Origin of the sequence: Gracilibacillus ureilyticus, from assembly GCF_900111195.1 — a bacterium.
GTDB lineage: Bacteria > Bacillota > Bacilli > Bacillales > Amphibacillaceae > Gracilibacillus > Gracilibacillus ureilyticus.
On record NZ_FOGL01000018.1, the window covers coordinates 60,334 to 74,961 of the forward strand.

A 14,628-nucleotide genomic window follows, 5' to 3' on the forward strand; every position below is an offset into this window, starting at 1 on the left:
CACTTAGATTCGGTGCAACTTTACCGCTATTCTCGTCTTATACTTTTTCTTTATTTCAGTTTTATAATGAGTCTTCACCGTACAGGCGACTTTCATCGCATATGGCGATCAGTCAGCAATATAATTTCTTATTTTCCCCATCTCTATGATATGATAACTAATCTACTAAAACAATGGACTTGAAGGAATCTTTAAGTTGTCTTTAACTTAACTTAACTTAAACTCGATAATAAAAAGACCCCAAATTGTGATCACTTATTTTTGTATGTCGCATAAGCATCCTATTAAAAAAGAATAAAACCCACTGTTGGTTAAGATGTACCCTATTCTTTCTATTCTGTAACAATTACAATCCCACTAGATTCCTTACCATTTTGTTTTTTTAATTTAACACTTACGTCTCCCCCGGAAATTACATTATCATCAAAAGTTGATGCCGCTGAACTAAATTTAATAAAGGGAAGATCTAACTCTTCTGGAATATAAGTAATATAAATTTGATCCGTACTGGTTAAATTGCTTAGTATTGCGGAAGAGAAAGTAAGCGTTAGTGTTTCCCCACCAGCTTCAATAATAAGTTGGTCTCCTACTTCTAATCCTGAATCAGTCCACCTAGTATTTCTAGCAGCTCCATCAGATCTTAACTGAAGGCTAAAATAATTATCGCTATTGTCGTAAATGGAAATGTTTGAAGGAGATACATCATTCAACAATCTTTCGCTATTCTCGCCTTATACCTTACCTATCTCTCAGTTTTATAACGAGCCTTCACCATGCAAGCGACTTTCATCGCACACGGCGATCCGCCAGCAGTAGAAACCTTTTCTTATTTCCCCACATATTATTATATAGTAATATAAATAAATGTCACTATATTTTTCAAAATAAAAAGCCTACGCTTTGTATGGCTCCAATGTTCTATTCATACTCTGATTCATCAATTACCTTACATTCTACAGCTCTCTTTACACGATTAATATCCCATAGACGATTCCCATCTAAGTCATATGAATTATAAAAATGCTCGATTCTATCAAACCACAGACTCTCTTGTTTCATTATTCAGAATTTGAAAACAAAGATCAGCATTTTCTGTTTCTAGTGATTCTAATCGTTGTTTTAGCATTTTCTCTTGCTCCGATGGATTTAACTCAGTATATTCCACTATTTCATTATTTTCTAGTTTGAACCAGCCTCCATATACTCCAGCTGGTAATGGCTGATCTGTCTCATATGGCAACTAATGTTCATAGGAAATGACGTCTGTGATTACTTTCAATAATGATAACTGTTGTTATTTCTTACCATATTCATTCATCAATATCCCTCCATATAAAATAATCCCTAACTCCTCGAGGAATTAGGGTATCAATATTCTAATACACTATTATAATATAAATTTATCTTTCTAAGAGAAACGGGTAATTAACTCAACTCATGTCAAAACAAAGAAAAAAGCCCTGCAGATTCCACAGCGCTTTCTATTTAAAATGTCTCTCGACAATATTCGATCGGTGACAGGCACCATACCCTAAAAAAACCCTGTTTTAAATAGTGAGGTTAAATTTTTATATTATGATGTCACTTCTACAGTTATCACATTGTCTTCATATCCAGTAGCCTTAATTGTCCAAACATAGGTACCTGTTGAAGAGTATGCACCATCTTCAAAAATAGCTATATCTGAAGCAGTAATAGATAAATTATCTTCACCTACAGTGTAAGTAACTAATGGCTCTTGATCTTTTCTTAGAGTTATTTCTGTTATTGATGCGGTATATCCAGTACCTCCTCCTCCTCTAAAATGTGGAATTGATCCAATAGAGTTAGTCATAATGGACATTGTTGGTGCTTCTAATTTCGGTATACTATTCTCGTCTTATACTTTCTCTATCTCTCAGTTTTATAACGAGTCTTCACCATGCAGGCGACTTTCATCGCACACGGCGATCTATCAGTAGTATTATTTATATTATTTTTTATTTCCCCTAATTATAGTATAAATTAGTTGAATGTAAAGTCTACTGTTTTTTTATTTTTCGACAAAAACTACTATCTTAGGACAACTTTATAAACAAAATAGGAAGACTTATACTAAGCACTCGTTTGGCTGGTTGGCATTTGCAGGATTATTCTTTTAATAGTGATAATTATTTTGTCTTATTACCATTGTTATTCAAATAAAATAATCCCTAACTCTTCAAAAGGAATTAGGGTAGTACGAATAATCAATATGTCTGATTGTAAATAAATTAGCTTTAAACCATATTATTATTTCAGTTGGTAGAACAAGCTTACTAAAGAGCTTACTAAACAAAGGTCTTCCTTTCAAAATCTTATTCATGTCTCTCTTTATCAATCACTTAGATTGCTTTCCGATAATTTCAAATAACTCTAGAGCATGCGTTGTACTACCCATCGAATTCTTAGTTGATTCTATTTCCATTTCTTCGGAAAAATCAAAAGAAAGTTCTACATCTTCATTTCCTTCTGACTCAATCACAAATGTTCCGCTATTAGATCCCGCAAATAGCTCTGGATTAAAGGCTAGGATATAGGTATTATTCTGATTCTCATATAAAAATTCGATTACATCCCAATATGTCTGTGGAAGTTCAGCTGGCTTTCCTTCCTCTATTAGTTTTCCTAGTTCTTCATATGGGATCTCTGGCTCGCCCACAAATTCCTGAAGGGAACTTATCAGATAGTCATCAGTTGCTGTTAACTTTTCTCCTTCATATCTCACACTAGTGATATTTTCCCGCCACTCGGGGTCATCTGAAAAGAAACTTAATGGTGCGCCACTAATAAAAGAAACATCATGAAATTCAGCAGTTGTTACATTCACACTATTCTCGCCTTATACCAATCGATTAGCAGTTGGCTTTCGATTCGAGCATTCACCATGCAGGCGGCTTTTACCGCACACGGCGATCTGTCAATAGTTTTTCGTCTGTTTCTCTTGCTTATTTCCCCATTTTTATTTCCTCTATTTAGTTAAAGTTTAAATAACTTTTCTTTGGGATATCTGAAGATTATTTGCCTTGCAACAAGCTATTGCTGTCCATTGTCCGGAAAGTTGCTGAAGGACTTAAATCAAAACTTACCACAACATCTTTATAACCAGTTGCTGAGAATGTCCACACATATGTTAATGCTCCATATTCGCCACTACCGATATAGGTTAGTTCTCCTTCAGAAATAATAAATTCTTCCATTAAATCTCCTTCAAGCCCACCTTCGTTGACAGTAATACGGTGAAGTTTGCTTCTCCAATCAGGATTATCTTCAAAAGTAAACTTAGGCGTTCCACCAACCTGAGCATTTAAAACAGTTAATTCAGGCGCTTCTAATATAACTGGTTCGCTATTCCCGTCTTATACCATTTGTTTAATGGCTTTCGATTCGAGCATTCACCATGCAAGCGGCTTTCACCGCACACAGCGATTCGTCAATAACACAGTTTTTATTTCCCTTCATGCACTAAGATCTTAATAACGAACAAATTAATTAAAAAAACTAAAGAAAATCAATAGTTCTTCATAAATTATAATTTTTCCTTAATAAAGAACAGTAACCTTAAAAGAGAGAGTCAACCACTAACAAAGTGATTGACTCTATTTAATTTTATTTTGGGGAAATAAGTGAATCATTACGAATGATTCAAACCACTGACTGGGTCCCTTCGCTACTATCTGTTTTATCCTTTTCCTGTATTACCACAGGAATACAAACGGCAGATGATCAACACTACTACGAACCCGCTGCCATCCTGCTAGCTTCACTGGTGCTAACTCACCTCTTCCAGCAGGACTTCAAACGTTCCATTCTGTCTATCCCTTATTTTGATGACCTTAGGCTCCCACTTTACCAGGTATGAGAACGACTCGTTTAACAGCCAATTATACGAATCGCCTGAACATTATTCCAAATATTCGGATGAATCCCTAACTCCTAGCTCAACCGAAGGATTCACTACCTCACCCTGCTTCCACATGGATTCGTTATCCTAGCCATAGTCACCTTTTAAAGAACCCCGCCTCACTCTGTGAGTACGACTTCACCTGACTTCGCCCCTTTGGGTTGTTAGCCCCTCATTGGACGCAGGAGGATTAGGCACATGCTATTGGACTGTTTGCATGATTTAGCATTTTACTAAATAATTCGACAGAACAGTTAGAAAAAGACCCCATGTGTAAAACTATGAAAAACAGTGAGTTAAAACATGAGGTCATTTCCACTTCTTTCGTTCATATAATAGAATATGAACTTATAAAGTAACGTTTCGTTTAATTTTTTCTCCCTTGGACCAATTAAGGAGCAGGGACCACAGCAGGAGTAACAATTACTGTTTCTTCAACAGTCTCAGTAGAAATATCTACAGGATTTAATCCAGCAGAATCATCAGTAATTATAATTCCCGAATTATCATCACCTTCAGGAATGATAGAGACTGTAGTTGATTGATTAATATTAATCTCAGAATCAAGAGTAAGAATCAATTGATTTTCACCTGCTATTACGGCACTACTGTTAATAACATTAACTGTAGTATCATTAACAGAAACTTTGAAATCATCAAGTACACTTGGGTTATCAGCAGATAATGCAGCTAAACCTTCGCTAAAAGTTAATTGAAGTTGAGTAGCATTAATATCTTCTGAATCATCAACTACGTATTTAGCTGAAACTAATTCAGGTGAAACATTATCAATAAGCTTGATGTTTTCTGCATGATTTGTTTTGGTATCTGCTGTAGAATCAGCTACAATAATTTCACCATCAGCAGTCTTAACATCTTGAGTAATTTCAAATTTGTAATCTGCATCTGAAACAACTACAAAAGATTCAGGAAGACGCACTTCTACGATCTCTTTTGAAGCATCTGTATAAACAACTGTTGAACCTTCTGGAAGTGCAGCATTGTCTAGTTTATAGTTATCTACATTTAATGCAGATGATGTTACTTCAACACCATAATCAACTACAATAGCGTTGTTCGGATTAGGAGTTATATCTCCACCAAATGTTAAATATGACTCTTCTGCACTAAAGTCAGCTGTTGTAGTGATCTTATCATTTTCATTTGAATTACCATCAACAATTGCACCAGCTTCAAATACAACAGTATAAGTACCCTCTTTTGGTGTTCCTGTAACAGTAACAGCAACTTCTGAACTGTCATCTGTTGGTTCGCCGTTATTAACTGCCACTGTAGGAGTAAGCTCAATTCCATCTGGGTCAATTACTTTTACCTTACTAGCATCTTCAAGAGAAACATCAACACCTTTAAAAGGTACAGTAACTACAGTATTACCCGTAATTTCTTCTACTGTATTTAATGAGCTGTTTAATAATACAGGTCCATCTGTGTCTTGAGAAAGAGTAACAGATTGTTCAACAGTATCTCCGTATAAGTTCACGCCATCTTGATAATTAGAAACTTCTACTGAAAGACTAATAGATTCTTCACCATCAGCATAAAGATTATTAGCACCAGCTGTAGAAGCTACATTAATTGTATATTCTTTTGCAGGGCCACCTTCTACCGGTGTAGCTACAAATTCTGTAGTACCCTTAAGTACTTTTACACTTGGTTGAGTAACTGATTCAGAGAAAGTAACTTTAAAAGTATCACTATCAACTGCCTCAATTGTATTAATAGTTGGTGCAGTAACATCGTCAGTTACTGTATATGATGTAGTTAGAGTATTAGATTCATTACCAGCAAAATCTGCAACACCAACAAGAGTAAGGTTGTGTGTACCTTGTTCTAAAGCCACTGTACCGGTTGCATCAACTTTATAAGTATAATCACCTGCATCTGTAGTTGTAGGTGTACCCAAAGCAATCTCTACTCCATCTACTCTCAAAACAGCATCCGTAAAGTCAACTTCTTCGTCAAAAGTTAAAAGAAGATCTGAACCTTCTACTTTTACAGTTTCTAATGAAGCAGCTGTGTTGTCACCACTGAATAAGAAAGTGTCTTCAAATTTGGAAACTTTTTCGTGATCAGTAGATAATACATTTTCCACAGTTACTTTGTATGTTGTAGAATTAACTAAAGTATCATTAGCAAAACGAACAATTGCAGATTTACCGTCTTCCTGTAATTCAATGTCACTAATACTACCGTCAATATTACCAACTGCTGATGGTGCTTCTGCAGTAAATGAATAGTTTGCTTGTGTTTCAGCTGAAGACTCAAGCACTTCTGTACTAAATTCTACTTTTACTTCATTAGCGTTAATCGCACTTACGCTTTCTACAGCTAGTTCTGTTTCAGAATCAACTGGAGTCACTTCATTAACTAATTCATCCAAAGATGCATCTGGATTTGCTTGTTTAGCAAGGTTTAAATCAACATTGCTATAAGTTTGTCCATCAATTTCGATAAATTCGATTGGAGAAACTAATGAACCATTTTCTGTAAAATAAGTAGAATAGCTTTCGTGTGACGGGTTGTTTTTGATTAAGTTTAAATCAAGACTGCTTACTTCTTCACCATTCTGTAATGTGAAGGATTCAATGCTTGCAGCCGCAGCTGGAGTCGCAGCAGTTGCTAATGCAACGGCAGTTATACTTGATGCTGATAAAACTTTTAATGTTTTTTTCATTTTCTACCCTCCAAAGTATATCTTTTAGTTATAAGTAATGTTAGTAGATTGAGAGTAATCCCAATCTACTAACGGTGTTGATATATTAATTAGTTTACTGTAACAACAGCAGCTTCAAGCTCACTTGGTTCAGCACTCACACCTGAAGCATAGAATACATCGTTGCTTTCGTTATAAGTCAATGTGTATTCTGTACCATCAGCAGTTGTTAAAGTTACAACAGATGCTGAAGTAGCACCATCTAATGCAGCAGTTGGGATACTAACGAATGAACCAAAACCACTTACATCTTCAGAAGCAAATGCACCTTGATCAGATAAGTCACTTAATCTTACTGTACCTTCATCCACTACACTCACCTCAACTTCTGCTGTAACAGCGCCGTTTACTCCATCAGAAACTTCTACTTCTACTGTGAAAGTTTCTTCTACACTTCCTGGAGTAATAGCTAAATCGCCATTTTCGTCAATAGCTACAGTTGATTCGATACCTTCGTTAACGATAACTGGGTTAGCTAAAGTTAAAGTATCAGAGTCAGTTGCTAATTGATCAGCAGAAATAGTTAATACTTCTCCGTCTACTACAAGCTCTTGAGTTGCAATTGCTTCTACAACTGGAGCTGCGTTACCTTCGTTGTCTTCGATGATTTCGAATTTTTCGTTGTCATCAGAATCTTTTGTATAAGTAACAATGTCACCTACAGTAAGTAATGAAGCGAAGTGGTTTTGTTGAACTTCATTATCAGATTCTGGAGTGAATAGATCGTCTCCATCATAATCAAATGTTTTCTCAACACCATCAACGTCACGGATAGTGATTTCAGTACCATCAATTGCTACAACAGTACCAGTGAATAATGATGTTTGATCACCAACGAAATCAGCTTCGATAGTTTGTTCTGGAACGATACGTAGGTTGTTTTCACGGTCATCACCAGTGTTCCATACGTTGTCGTCTTCAGTTACTGCAGTTGCAGTTACTTGTACAGCAGCACCCTCGTTACCAGAGATACTGAATCCATCTACACCAGAAGCGTCGTTGTTATGAAGTGTTAAGCTTCCGCCAACTTCGATAGTAGCTTCATCAACTGTGTTGATTAAGTTACCTTCTCCATCTTCATATACACCTAAGTCATTTAATACTACTGGCTCAGAACCAGTGTTTTTCACTACATAAGTTACATCATATTCTGCATCATAGTAGTTTCCACTTTGGTTTACACCGTAGAATTCAACTTCAAGATCTTCACCGTCTTCAAGTTCTACTTCAGTTTCGTCTTCTCCAACTACACCAAGAACAGCACCAACTACACGCTCGTCTTCGAAGTTAGTTGTATCTGCAACAAGGTTTGGTTCTCCTTCTTCAAGGTAACCAGCTTGTGTATTTTGAGCATTATTCTGATCAATCCACACAATTGGAGTAGCTACTTCATCATCTTGACCGAATACGAAGAATTCAGCTTTTCCGTCATCATCAAGTTTAAGTTGGATTTCACCTTCACCTTTACCTGATAAAACATCACCTAATAGGTCGTCACCGTTTGGATCATCATCAGAAGTTCCAATCCAAGCGTTTGTTTCAGTAGAGCGAAGTCCGTCGATATCTTCGTTAAGTGCAACGTTTACGATACCGCCTTTGTAAGCATCTCCGTCTTCATCAGTTACAGTAACAGTATATTTACGTCCATTATCAGAACCTGCTGCTGCTTCATCTTCGTCACTAACTAATCCAAGGCTTACAGTTAAATCTTCACCTTCAACTTTGAATTCATTAGTTTCCTGAGCACCTCTGAATGTTACAGAGTTACCAATAGTTTGAAGTTCAGTAGAATCTAAACGCGCGTTCTCAAGATCACGTTTGATTTCATCATTTTCGTCAGCTTCATTATAAGCACTGTCTAACCAAACAACTGGTGTTACTGTTGTGTTAGTTCCACTTACAGTGAATGTTGCTTCACCATTAGAATCTGTTTCGATGATTACTCCTGCTTCATCGTTATCAGTAGTCTGGTAAGGAGTTTCTGCTCCATCTTCGTTATCTGTATCGCCAACAACAGCGTCTACAACGTCAGATGGTTTTACATCAATGTTTTCAAGGAATGAAACATTTAATAATGCATGATCAACTGGTTCACCAGTTTCAGGATCTTTGAATGTTACTTTGTAAGTTTTCTTGTCTCCATTTGCTAGAGTAGTATCTGACTCTTCTTGTTCAAGTACAAGGATATCAGCTACACCCCAGTATACTTTGCTAAGTGCACGAACTTGAGGCGCACCAGTTGGGTATACAGAAACTGTATCAGTATCTGCTGCATATTGAGTATAAGAATATTCAGCAATACCATCTTCATTAGTATATACTTCTACTAATTGATCTTCGTTAAGGCTTCCTGTTGGAGCATCGATATTGAATGTTACTGGTACACCAGCTTCTTCTACACCGATATCAGCTCTTAAAGTGATTTCGTCACCAACTTTAGATTGGTTAGAATATTCTACAAAGCTGATTTCATCAGGAACTACAGAAGAAATACCTTCGAAAGTACCTAATTCTTCACCGTTTGCAGAAACTGTGTATTCTTCTCCACCTTCTTGAGCAGAAGTTGTAAGGATTACTACAGATGCGTCAGTTTGTTTAACAACCGCATTTGTTACGTCAAGTCCTTCAATAGAGAAGTCAATTGAATCTACATCAGAAACTGCTGCTTCGAAATCAACTTCTACAGTTGTGTTGTTAACAGCTGCGATTTGTTCTACACCATTTGCTAATGGTTTTTGTAGAGTATCACCGAATGCATAATCAGCGTTTGCTAATAACATAGCAAAGTCTGCACGTTCGATGTTTGCTTCAGGAGCAAAGCTTGTTTCAGTTTTACCAGCGATTAAGTTGTTAGCATAAAGAGTTTCGATGTATGGAGTATACCATTCGTCAGCTGGCACGTCAGTGAATGGGTGATCAGCTTCTTCAATTTCAATACCGTACGCTTGTACTACTAATGTAGCAAATTCCGCACGAGTTAATGAATCTGAAGGTTTGAATGTGTTGTCCTCGAAACCAGCGATAACGCCATCGTTAGCTAATACGTTAACGTAGTTAGCATACCATGCATCTGCAGCAACGTCAGTGAATCCAGCGCTTGTTGCAGAATCTGCATCATAACCTAGGATTTTTGAAAGCATTACTGCTGCTTCCGCACGCTCAACTTGTCTTTCCGGTCTGAATGTACCGTCTTCGTAACCAGTGATGATACCAGCTTCAACTAATGCATTGATATGATCAGCTGCATAGTGAGTGTTAGGTACATCCGGTAAACTTGCAGCAGCAACAGATGGTACTACAGCACTAGCTGCAACAGCTGCTGTTAAAGATGTTGCGAATACTTTTGACTTTTTAGAAATAGCCATTTAGAAATTCCTCCTCGTATTTTACAAATATTACTTACTTAATCTTGAAACTATTAACCTATGTAATATTTAATGAAAACAGTTCCAGACAAGTAAAAATTAAGCAAAAATTTTCTTCACTAATCAGTTTACTTAGTGCACCGACTAATGTCAAGTATTTTCGCTAATTTCATAGATTAATAAGTTCTCAACTTTTAACGCTTTTCAGACAATCGTAATACAGTGAAAAAATGACCCAAAATGATTACAAGTTTATTTCATTCTAGTATTGATTGCCTACTTGTGATGTCAAAAGCTAAAAGTATTTTATCAAAACTATTAAGCAATGTAAACACTTTTCCTTAATATATTTCATATTTTACATAAATCTCTATTTATATGATAGAATTTCCTTCTGTTCGACCATAAATTACTACATTGTTCCTCTGTTTCATCTTTTTTCTGACATCATTTTTAAAAGAATATTACAGTCATTACACCTATTCTAATTCCTTATATTTCTGTTATAATATCGTGGGGAGAATTAATAGCAAAATTGTCCATAATAACTTATGTATACAATGAAAAATTTAAAACCTACATTAATAAGGAAAGGAAGTAACATGTTGAAGCTAAAAAAATGGGTATGGATTGCAACAATTATACTGATTCTGGCCGCTATTCCCGGAATAATGGAAAGATGGAACAAAGAGACGAATAGTAATACATATAATATGATTATTCCGTTTCATGAAATTTATGAATTAACAAAGGATGAAAATCTGGATCTGGATGAGGTTTTAACAGAATTACGGGAAGCTGGTCTAACGACAATCTCCTTTGAACCTGATTCTCTATCGAAATGGGAAGAACAGGACATCATCAGTAAATATGAAGTAAAGGAATTACGTGACATTGTCCGGTTCCATGAAGATTCGGATGCGCTGGTTGATGATGAAACAGGATTCTACGTTACCGCTCCTGAAGAAGAATATTATGATGAAAAAATTAAATCCTTCTTCCAGCCTGTAGAGATTACGGTTGGCTCTGAGCGACTTTACTTTATTGATGAAAAGAATGAAACAGAGGACTCTCCTCCAGACGATGAACCGGCAGTTGAAGAAGAGGAACTTGTGACGGAGAGCAACAACCCGGAAATGGAAGCAAAAGCTGAGACTGAAGGTACATTAAAGGATGATTCCCAGTTTGAATCATATTTCGGCTATGATGAATCAAAAATCGATATGGTAAAAGAATCGGGATTTGAGTATGTCCTCCGGTTAGAGAACCAGGAATCGAGTAATGCTCAAACCATTCAGGATTTACTTCAATTAAAAGATGATCAGATTTCTAGCTTATTATTTTCCGGGGAAGAAGTAATTGGGCACCCAGATTCCAATAAAATGAAGAATTATGCATCACAGTTAAATGAAGCAGGTTATGATTTTTATTCGATAGAATTTGTCAACCAGTTAGGTTTGCCTACTTTCGCCTATACGAGCAACTTTGACTTTATTCGTCTCCACAGTTTGACGGTGGAAAGTGATTCGATAGCAAAATCCGTGCAGACAGCTGTCCGTGCAGTAAAAGAGAGGAATATCCGCTCTGTATTTATCCATGTACCGACAGAGGTGGAACCTGTGGAAAGTCTTGAAGCAACGGTCACCTTTTTAGAACGTGTGCCACAGCATATGCCTGACCAGTTCAGTCTTGGTACACCGGAACCGTTTGAAGAGATCAATGTTCCGTTATGGTCGACGATTGCTGTATTGTTAGCAGGTATTGGTTTCACTTATCTTGCATTGGAATTTATCCAGTTAATGTGGATCCGTATTGCAGGGGTGATTGTTACAGGACTTCTAACAGTTGGTTACCTCGTTACAAATATGACGTTAATGTTACAGGCATATGGCTTAGGCATTGCATTACTGACGGCAATCTTTGCGACGATACATTTCCGTAAAGCGCAGGGTAGTTTAAAAGATGTTTCATTGATTTATTTAAAGTCTATCGGGATCAGCTTTGCAGGGATTGCGATTATGATTGGTATTTTAAATGGAAGTGAGTTTATTACTGGATTCGCCCAGTTCCGAGGGGTTATTCTGGTCTATGTTATTCCCATGGTTGTTGTAACATTGTGGGCATTAGTGAAACCAGTGACCGATATGTATCACCGTCTGAGAGGAAGCACTGCTGAAAGGTCCACTAAACTAGCGGCAAAGCTGGCAAATGCAGAAGTGAAGTATTGGCATTTAATATTGTTGGCTATTGCAGGTGGAGTAATTTATTACTACATTACACGTACAGGTAATGAAGGTGTTGCCACAGATTTCGAAATTGTGTTCCGTCAGAAATTAGAAGAGTTATTGTATGTACGTCCAAGAACGAAGGAATTCCTGATTGGCTTTCCACTATTTATACTAGGTGTATATGTGATGGGGCAGCATGAAAAGTGGGGACGTTTCTTATTAATACCAGGAAGCATTGGTTTCCTGTCAATCGTTAATACATTCTCCCATTTGCATATTCCAGTATATATTTCCTTATGGCGTACAGCGTACAGTTTAGTATTTGGATTTCTGCTAGGTTTGGTACTGATTCTGATTTACAGATGGATTTACCTTAGTGTTGCAAAGCTTGTAAAGGCAGGGTGATAATGATGCATGTTGTACTATCAGGATATTACGGTTTTAATAATGAAGGAGACGAAGCAATACTGACAGCAATCATCCAGTCATTGCGCGAGATCAAACCTGATATGGAGATTACCGTTTTATCGAATGATCCAGCTTCTACTGCCGGCAAGCATCAAGTACAGGCAGTGAACCGCTGGAAGTTAAAAGAAGTAAGTAATGTATTAAAGATATCAGATGGATTAATCAGTGGAGGCGGAAGCCTCCTCCAGGATAAGACAGGGATGAAGTCTGTACCATATTACTCAGGTATTATGCGGATTGCAAAATGGCATAAGAAACCTGTCTTCATCTATTCACAGGGGATCGGCCCTGTCGATCACCCACTGAGCAAATGGATCGTGAAGTCAACCCTTAACAAAGTTGATCAAATTACAGTGCGGGATCGCGACTCACAACAATTGTTAACATCACTTGGATTAAAACAGGAGACGGTAATTGTACCAGACCCCGTATTCGGCCTTGATGCTCGTACTTTTTCTAGTAAATGGGTGGAAGATTCGGATATTACAGGTTCGTTTGTGACGGTGAGTGTGAGGGACTGGCCTTCTGATCAGCCGTTTAAGGAACGGATTGCTGGATGTCTGGATGGGCTTGTGCGGGATGGTTATTCGGTGGTGTTTGTTCCGTTTCATGGGGATGAGGATTACCGGTCTTCGAATGAGCTTGTTGGATTGATGGATGAGGATGCTTATGTGATGTCTGCTGATATTCCGATGGAGGAGAAGATTGCGGTGATTCGGGAGTCTTCCTTGCTGATTGGGATGAGGCTTCATTCGCTGATTTTTGCGAGTATTGTTTATACGCCGTTTGTTGCGGTGAGTTATGATCCGAAGGTGGATTCTTTTGCGAAGCTGATGGATCAGCCTGTTGGTGGGCATGTGAATCATGGTGATTGGGATAGTGGTTCGCTGCTTGAGGTTGTGAAGGGGCAGCTTGCTGTGCTTGATGAGGTGCAGGAGCTTGTGAAGGAGAAGGCTGTTGTTCAGCAGGCTAAGGCTAGGGAGACTGCGGAGATGGCGATTCGGGTGTTTGAATAGACTAGATGAGAGCTAGGTCCTTTTTGGGGGCCTAGCTTTTTGGATGGAGGTCTGTTTCTTCTTTTATTTTTTCTACTTCTTTTACTGTCGTTTTTGCAATGGCATCAATTTGCTCGGTGGATAGACCCTGGGTTAGCATTCGTTTAATCAGGTTCTTTCGTTCTTGCTTACGGCCTTGTTCTATACCTTGTTCTCGTGCTTCCTTTTCTCATAAGTCAGCTTCTATTTTAGCCTCTTCTTCGTCCAGTATAATTTTTAGTATTGCTTCGTATTCTAACATCTCATCCCGTGACGCACTTAAAATACCCCAGCCTTGGAAAGCATTTTTTAAAGTTTCATCATTCATGGCGATATCCTTCAATTCTTTATAAATGCCCTCATAAACTTTCCCACTCCGATGGTCGACTATTCCTAATAACAACATCCATCGTGCCAGCAGGTCATTCCACGGATCTAGCTTCTCCTGTTTCCAGTCATTAATTAATTTAGGCATTTCCAGAAAATTAAATTCCATCACATCTGTTAAAGGAAACAATTCCTTGTCTTCATGTAGTCGGAATGATGTATGGAAACGATTCATTTGTGGAAATAAATATAAATTCATAATCAGTTTTAAGATCCATCAGCCGATCCAGTGATACTCGTTTTAGAAGCTTAGTTTCCATTTTTTTCATCGCCCCAAAGCTTTATTTTCATTATAACATCGTTTCTGTATATATTAATTATTCTATCAAGCTTCATTCATGTTTATAATCATTTACTATAAAACAGCTGCAGTCTAGGAGTTAGAAAAATGATTTAAGGACAAATCTTATCATTGCTCTTCTCACTTTTCGTTCTGATTGCAGCTTCACAACCAAATCTCTGGGGTTGCATGAGGAGATTTCGTCCTGAT

10 protein-coding genes are annotated in these 14,628 nt (G+C 37.4%); 2 read left to right on the top strand and 8 right to left on the bottom strand.

What is annotated here, in order from left to right; all coding sequences use genetic code 11:
- Positions 1–332 precede the first annotated feature (332 nt).
- From BMW36_RS15875 to BMW36_RS15905, 7 genes are all read right to left on the bottom strand, one after another.
- Positions 333–713: a hypothetical protein gene (locus BMW36_RS15875; protein ID WP_089742909.1), complete on the bottom strand. Its 381-nt coding sequence runs from the start codon at positions 711–713 to the stop codon at positions 333–335.
- A gap of 320 nt (positions 714–1,033) precedes the next feature.
- Entirely contained in the window at positions 1,034–1,240 is a 207-nt protein-coding gene (locus BMW36_RS15880) for a hypothetical protein (protein ID WP_089742910.1), read from the bottom strand.
- A 333-nt stretch (positions 1,241–1,573) separates the two neighbouring features.
- Complete coding sequence (locus BMW36_RS15885) at positions 1,574–1,843, bottom strand: hemoblobin-interacting domain-containing protein (RefSeq protein WP_089742912.1); 270 nt, start codon at positions 1,841–1,843, stop codon at positions 1,574–1,576.
- Positions 1,844–2,359: 516 nt separating this feature from the next.
- The gene (locus BMW36_RS15890) at positions 2,360–2,848 is read right to left on the bottom strand and encodes a hypothetical protein (RefSeq protein WP_089742915.1); all 489 of its coding nucleotides are present in this window, start codon (positions 2,846–2,848) and stop codon (positions 2,360–2,362) included.
- A gap of 187 nt (positions 2,849–3,035) precedes the next feature.
- Entirely contained in the window at positions 3,036–3,356 is a 321-nt protein-coding gene (locus tag BMW36_RS20870) for a hemoblobin-interacting domain-containing protein (protein WP_425431956.1), read from the bottom strand.
- A gap of 957 nt (positions 3,357–4,313) precedes the next feature.
- Positions 4,314–6,617 carry a hypothetical protein gene (locus BMW36_RS15900; protein ID WP_089742918.1) on the bottom strand — a complete coding sequence of 768 codons (2,304 nt, stop codon included), beginning with the start codon at positions 6,615–6,617 and terminating at the stop codon, positions 4,314–4,316.
- An 89-nt stretch (positions 6,618–6,706) separates the two neighbouring features.
- Complete coding sequence (locus BMW36_RS15905) at positions 6,707–10,021, bottom strand: S-layer homology domain-containing protein (RefSeq protein WP_089742920.1); 3,315 nt, start codon at positions 10,019–10,021, stop codon at positions 6,707–6,709.
- 602 nt (positions 10,022–10,623) lie between these two features.
- On the opposite strand from BMW36_RS15905, the gene BMW36_RS15910 reads away from it, so the two are divergent.
- Together BMW36_RS15910 and csaB are read left to right on the top strand one after the other, a co-directional pair.
- The gene (locus BMW36_RS15910) at positions 10,624–12,654 is read left to right on the top strand and encodes a DUF5693 family protein (protein ID WP_139180332.1); all 2,031 of its coding nucleotides are present in this window, start codon (positions 10,624–10,626) and stop codon (positions 12,652–12,654) included.
- 2 nt (positions 12,655–12,656) lie between these two features.
- Positions 12,657–13,733, top strand: coding sequence for a polysaccharide pyruvyl transferase CsaB (gene csaB, locus BMW36_RS15915; protein WP_245711718.1), 1,077 nt, complete (start codon positions 12,657–12,659; stop codon positions 13,731–13,733).
- Positions 13,734–13,941: 208 nt separating this feature from the next.
- On the opposite strand, the gene BMW36_RS15920 is transcribed toward csaB, so the two are convergent.
- Complete coding sequence (locus BMW36_RS15920; RefSeq protein WP_175480496.1) at positions 13,942–14,337, bottom strand: PD-(D/E)XK nuclease family transposase; 396 nt, start codon at positions 14,335–14,337, stop codon at positions 13,942–13,944.
- Positions 14,338–14,628 lie beyond the last annotated feature (291 nt).